Source organism: Teichococcus aerofrigidensis (assembly GCF_054073225.1).
This window is the reverse complement of the sequence record NZ_JBSXMU010000166.1, coordinates 1-6,018: the sequence shown is the minus strand read 5'-3', so window position 1 is coordinate 6,018 and position 6,018 is coordinate 1. Positions and strand designations below refer to the sequence as shown.

The window sequence follows — 6,018 nt, the reverse complement described above, 5'->3', positions numbered from 1 at the left end:
CGCCCAGCGTGCGCGGGGTGCGCGGCCGGCCCAGGAAGGCCAGCCCCCAGAAGCGCAGCATGGCGGCCGCCCCCAGCGCCGCCCCCAGCGCCGCCGCCGCCAGCGCCGCCATGACCAGGATCTGGAAGCCCAGCGCCCCCACCCGCCACGCGGCCAGCAGGGCCTGGAACAGCAGCCACTCCCCGGCGAATCCGGCCAGCGGGGGCAGGGCCGCGGCGGCGGCCGCGCCGGCCAGCGCGCACCAGCCGACCAGCGGCATGGCGTGGATCAGCCCACCCATGCCGTCCAGCCGCCGCGCCCCGGCGCCATGCAGCATCTCCCCGGCCGCCAGGAACAGCAGCGCCTTGAAAACGGCATGGGCCAGCAGGTGAAACAGCGCGGCGCCGGCCGCCAGCGCCGCCAGCGGCCCGAGATCCGCCGCCCGCAGCGCCGCGGCGAGGCCGAGGCCGAGCGCCACCAGGCCGACATGCTCGATGGTCGAGCAGGCCAGCAGGCGCTTGGCGTCGGTCTCCTGCGTGGCGCGCAGTCCGCCCAGCACGGCGCTGGCCGCGCCCAGGACCATCAGCGGCAGGCCCCACCAGAGCGGCTGGGCCGGGCCGCCCAGGTCCAGCAGCAGCCGGGCCAGGACATAGAGCGCGACCTTGGTCATCGCCGCCGAGAGCAGCGCCGAGCCAGCGGCGGGCGCGGCCGCATGGGCCGGCGGCAGCCAGGGATGCAGCGGCACCAGCCCGGCCTTGGCCCCCGCCCCCGCCACCACCAGCAGCAGCACCGCCCCGGCGCGCCAGCCCTCGGGCGGCGCGGCCCGCAGGGCGGCGAAGGAGAAATCCCCGGCGAGGCCGGTCATCAGCCCGATGGCGGGGATCAGGCAGGCGGCGCCGAACAGCGCGAAGCCCAGATAGAGCCGGGCGGCCTCGCGCCGCTCCTCCTCCACATGGCCGGCGGCCAGCAGGGCCCAGGAGGCCAGCGACATCGCCTCGAAGCCGAGCAGCAGGGTGATGCCATCGGCGGCCAGGACGGTCAGCGCCATGCCGGCCAGGAACAGCGGATAGGGCACCAGGCGGCGCGGCATCGCGGCGGTCTCGCGCGCGGCGGCGTAGAGCATGGCCGCCAGCCCCACCAGGCCGAGCGGCACCAGGAAGAAGGCCGAAAGCCCGTCCAGTTCCAGGCTGAGCGGCGCCCAGGGCGGCCCGACCGGCAGCAGCAGCGGCGCCCCGCCCTCCAGCGCCAGCCCTGCCAGCCCCAGCCCCGCGAAGCCGGCGGAGACGGCGGCGCAGCCATACCGGACGAGTTGCGGCAGCCAGGGATGCCGCGTCGCAGCCAGGCCAGCCAGGGACAGCAGCAGGAGGCAGAGCAGCAGCAGGGCGAGCGCCGTGGTCACGGCAGGGCGGAAAGCTGTGTCACGACGGCAGGATAGGCAGGGCGGGCAGCCGCCGAAAGGCGGCAAATGGCCGGAGGCGGGACATTGCGCCCGCCGGCCGGTCACAGACGGTTCAGGGCCGTGGCGCCGCGGGCGTAGCAGGCCATGCCATGCGCCTCACCGGATGACACATCGTCATCCGTCCAAAAAAGAGAGAAAGACCAAATACTGCCATCGTTTCATTTGAAGCCTTTCTTGCGCTATTCATGTCTCTCCGCAGCGCAGCACAGAGGATGCAGTGCATGATCAGCAGCGTGACCAAGCTCCGCGTCGACAACGAGGACTTTCTTGTTGCCTCGATGATCGAGCGCTGCCCACGCAGCATGATGATCCGGGAGTTGCTGCAGAACGCGCTGGAGGCGGCCGCCACCGCGCCGGAGGGACGGCGCCGGGTGGAGTTCTCCGCCCTGCCCGTCGAGGGCACCCGCAAGCTGGCGATCTGGAACAGCGGCACCGGCCTGAGCGGCGAGGAGCTGTTCCGGATGTGCGACATCGCCTCCTCGATCCGCAAGGAAACCGGGCTCGACCGCAATTTCGGCATGGGCGCCAAGGTGGCCTCGCTGCCCTCCAACCAGCGGGGCCTGCGCTACCGCTCCGCCCGCCAGGGCGAGGTCGGCGAGGTGGTGATCGGCAAGTTCAACGGGGTCTATGGCCGCCTGCTGCGCCCGGGCGGGGACGGCCGCCCCGCGGAGGTCATCGACGCCGGCGAGGCCGCCCGCGCCGAGGGGCGCCGGACCGGGGAGGACTGGACGGAGGTCGTGCTGCTCGGCAACGCCGCCGCGCAGGACACGGTGAGCGATCCCTATAACGGGCGGCCGCGGGTCGGCCCGCGCTGGCTGGTCGATGCGATCGGCCAGCGGTTCTTCCGCTTCCCCGAGGGCGTCGAGATCCTGCTGCAACCCGGCATCGCCGGCCTGAAGGCGCCGCACCGGCTGACCAGCCTGGCCACGCGCCTCGCCCGGCTGGCGCGCTACGAGGCGGTGCACACGCCCGAGGGCATCACGATCCACTACGCCTACGATCCGGCGCACCCGACCCTGGCGGATGCCAATGCGAGCCAGGGCGGCGGGCCGGAGAGCGCCAGCAGCCTGGCGGCGCTGGTGCATCAGGACGAGATGTACGGCGTGCTGTCCGGCCAGGCCTGGCGCCGCGAGGCGCCAAGCTTCGGCATCCCCTTCGTGGCCCGGCATGTCACCATCCTGGTGGAGCTGCCGTCCGACTATCCGGTGCAGCCGGAGGCCTATCGCGAGTTCCTCCGCTACCGCACCGAGACCCAGGCGCAGGTGAAGCTGCTCGACTTCGCGGGCCTGGTGACGCGGCACCAGCCCGGCTGGCTGGCCAAGCTGCTGGCCGACGCCTCCCCCGCCGCCGCCTATGCTGCGGAGGTGCAGGAGGAGCTGCGCCAGATGCTGGAGCAGATGGGCGTCGCGCGCCGCCGCCCACGCCAGTCGCCGCCCCTGCCGAAGGAGCCGCCGCCGCCGCGGCAGGGCGAGCCGCGACCGCCGGCCGAGCCGAAGCCCGTCCCCCTCGAGAATGCGCCGGCCATCTTCCTGCTGCGCGATCCGGCCGAGCTCGCCGACCGCGACCTGCTGCACCGCGCCGCCTGCTACTACCCCGAGACCCACCAGCTGCATGTCAACCTGACCTATGGCGCGGTGGGCGAGATGGCCCGGATGCTGCTGGCCACCGCCCCCGAGGGAATGGACGCCGAGAGGGTGGCGGAGGCCGCGCAGCTCCAGGCCGAGCGCGGCATGGTGCTGCGAATCGCCCGTGGCCTGGCCTATGCCCTGGCCAAGCGGGGCCGGCCGCAGGAATGGAAGGAGCCGCATCTGCGCGCCGCCCTGTCGCCCGAGGTGCTGACGCTGATCGCCGACGACATCCGCACCGGCTGGGCCGAGGCGGAGGCCGGCCTGGCGCGGGCGCTGGGCGATGCGGAGGTCGGCCAGCCGGCGCCGGAGTTGCAGCCGGCCTGAGCCCGCAGCGGGGCCCGTACCGGCGACGGGCCCCGGAAGGCGGCCTGGACCGGGACGGGCCGGACCGGGAGTGGCCTGGACCGGGAGTGGCCTGGACCGGGCGGAACGTTACCCGGCGAGAAGCGGCAGGGACTCGTAGGCGCGGGCGATCCACCACGGGCTGTTGCCGAGCTCGATGCCGGTGCCGCGGATGCGCGCGGTGATCACCGCCGTCTCCCCCCGCGGCAGGTCCAGCGGGCGGGCGAACTTGAAGAGGAAGGCGGTGGCGGCCAGCGCCTTGTCCATCCGCTCCAGATCGGAGCGGCGCCGGTTCGCCACGACGAAGCCCTGCGACTGGCCATTGAGCAGGATCTCGACCTCCAGCGGCTGATCGGGGCAGTTCAGATTGGCGGCCCAGCCCCGCACCAGCGCCTCGTTGCAGCGATCTAGGGCGCCGGCCACGCGGCTGCGAACCGGCGCCGTCCCCAGCACACGGCGCCCCCCCTCGCCGTCGAGCGCCAGGGCCAGGGAGCCCCCCTCTTCCACCGCCGCGGCCTCCTCCACCGGGATGCGGAACGGCACGGACGCCTCCCCCCCGGGCGTGACGGGCGCGGCCAGGCGGCCGACCACCGTCTCCCCGGCCAGCAGCACCAGCGACCGGGCGCCGGGCAGGGCCGGGGCGGCGATCTCGCCGCTCACCTGGAAACGGTCGGCCGAGCCGAACCGGACCGCCAGCGCCGCGCCGGCATCCTTCGTCCCCGCCTCCTCACGCATGCGCCAGCTCCTTCCGGCGGCCGATCTCCTCGGCCGCCCGCCGCAGCGGCGCAGGATTGGGCACGGTGGCCTCGGCCTTCCGCAGCGCCGCTTCCGCGCCGGCGAGGTCGTCCTGCCGCAGAAGCAAGTCGATCAGCTGGCGATTGGCCCAGCCATCGGCCGGGGCCGCCGCCACCGCCTGCTCCGCCCACTGGATCGCCAGGGGGACATCCTCGCGCCGCAGGGCGATGTCGGCGAGCCGCCGCAGCGCCGTGGCATGCCCGGGTGCGAGCCTCAGCACCGCCCGGGCGCAGGCCTCGGCCGCGTCCAGGTCGCCGGCCTGGAAGTGCAACTGGCCCAGCAGGGACATCGACCAGGCGTCGGCCGGGTCGGCGGCCACCGCGTCCCGCGCCCGCTCCAGCGCCGCCGCCGCATCGCCCCGCCGCGTCGCGATCTCGCTCAGCCGGCGCCACGCCGCGGCATGGCCAGGGGTCAGGTCCAGCGCCTCGCGCGCCAGGGCTTCCGCCAGCGCGAGATCGCCCATCGCCAGGCGCACCGTGCTGACCTGCAACCGCGCGCCCGGCTCATTGGGGTGGCCGGCCACGCCGCGCAGCGCCCAGTCCAGCGCCTCGGCATGCTCCTTGCGCCGCAGGGCGATGTCGGAGAGCCGTCGCAGCGCCGCCAGGTTCTCGGGCTCCAGCTCCAGCATCCGCCGGGCGGCGTCCTCGGCCGCGTCGAGGTCCCCGGCGCTCATGTGCAGCGAGCCCAGCTGATGATGCGACCAGAGATCGCGTCCGTCCGCCTCCAGGGCGCGGCCCGCCCAGTCGAAGGCCGTGTCCATCTGCCCCAGCCGGGCGGAGATCTGCGCCAGGCGGCGAAGCGAGGGCGTGTGCCCCGGTTCCAGATCCAGGGTCTGGCGCGCCGCCACCATGGCGGGCTCCAGCGCGGCGACCGCCAGATGCACGGTCCCGAGCTGATACCGCGCGCCGGGATCGGAGGGCATGGCCGCCGCGGCGCGTTGCGCCCAGTCCAGCGCCGCCGCGTGGTCACCGCGCCGCAGGGCGATGTCGGAAAGCCGCCGGAAAGCCCCGGCCTGTCCCGGGACGATCTCCAGGATGCGGCGTGCCACCGCCTCGGCGGCGTCGTAGTCCCGTGCCTGGAAGTGCAGCGCGCCCAGGTGATGCAAGGGGCCGGCCTCGAGCGGATGCCGCTCCACCGCCTCGCGCGCCAGGGCCAGCGCCCGGTCCCGCTCGCCCCGCCGGTTGGCGAGATCGCTGAGGCGGCGCAGGGCGGGCAGCGAATCGGGGCGCAGTTCGAGGCAGCGCCGCGCCAGCGCCTCGGCCTCGGCCACCTCGCCCAGCGCCAGATGCACCGTGCCAAGCTGGTGCAGCACGCCAGGCTCCGCCGGATGCAACGCCGCCGCCGCGCGCGCCTGCGCCATCGCCTCCGGCAGCGCGCCGCGCCGCAGGGCGATGTCGATCCGCCGGCGCAGCGCCGCCGGATGCCCGGGCACGATCTCCAGCATCCGCTGCGCCGCCGTCTCCGCCGCCTCCAGATCGCCGGCCTGGAAGGCCACCGTGCCGCACTGATGATGCGACCAGGGATCGCGCGCGTTCAGCGCCACGGCGCGCGCCGCCCAGTCCCGCGCCACCGCCCAGTCGCGGCGCGCGGCGGCGCATTGCGACAGGCGGCGCATACAGGCGGCATCCTCCGGCGCCTGGTCCAGCGCGGCGCGCAGCAGCGCCTCGGCCTGGTCGGGCCGCCCGGCCGCCATCTCCGCCGCCGCCCGCTGCTGCAACTCGGCGAAGGAAGGCGGCGTGGGCGGCGGGGGGGGGGGGGGGGGGGCGGCGGGGGGGCGCGCCCGGGTCCCGCCCCGGCGCCTGACCTCCGCCGTTC

4 protein-coding genes are annotated in these 6,018 nt (G+C 75.2%); 1 reads left to right on the top strand and 3 read right to left on the bottom strand.

What is annotated here, in order from left to right; translation table 11 throughout:
• A partial coding sequence (locus tag ACVMLK_RS19500; RefSeq protein WP_457487360.1) for a proton-conducting transporter transmembrane domain-containing protein occupies nt 1-1,378 on the bottom strand: 1,378 nt, incomplete at its 3' end.
• A 281-nt stretch (nt 1,379-1,659) separates the two neighbouring features.
• Between ACVMLK_RS19500 and ACVMLK_RS19495 the strand changes: the two genes are divergently transcribed.
• Nucleotides 1,660-3,390 carry an ATP-binding protein gene (locus ACVMLK_RS19495; protein ID WP_422923085.1) on the top strand — a complete coding sequence of 577 codons (1,731 nt, stop codon included), beginning with the start codon at nt 1,660-1,662 and terminating at the stop codon, nt 3,388-3,390.
• A gap of 108 nt (nt 3,391-3,498) precedes the next feature.
• Here the strand turns inward: ACVMLK_RS19495 and ACVMLK_RS19490 are convergent, their stop codons facing one another.
• Both ACVMLK_RS19490 and ACVMLK_RS19485 read right to left on the bottom strand, forming a co-directional pair.
• A complete protein-coding gene (locus tag ACVMLK_RS19490) occupies nt 3,499-4,143 on the bottom strand; it encodes a hypothetical protein (protein ID WP_457487359.1) in 645 nt (214 codons plus the stop codon).
• Nucleotides 4,136-6,018 (bottom strand): tetratricopeptide repeat protein (locus ACVMLK_RS19485; protein ID WP_457487358.1); only part of this gene is annotated, 1,883 nt, incomplete at its 5' end. The genes ACVMLK_RS19485 and ACVMLK_RS19490, both read right to left, overlap by 8 nt.

Bases quoted from the DNA above. Each gene is read 5' to 3' on its own strand.
- ACVMLK_RS19495 (WP_422923085.1), top strand. From the start codon at position 1,660: ATGATCAGCAGCGTGACCAAGCTCCGCGTCGACAACGAGGACTTTCTT.
- ACVMLK_RS19490 (WP_457487359.1), bottom strand. From the start codon at position 4,143: ATGCGTGAGGAGGCGGGGACGAAGGATGCCGGCGCGGCGCTGGCGGTC.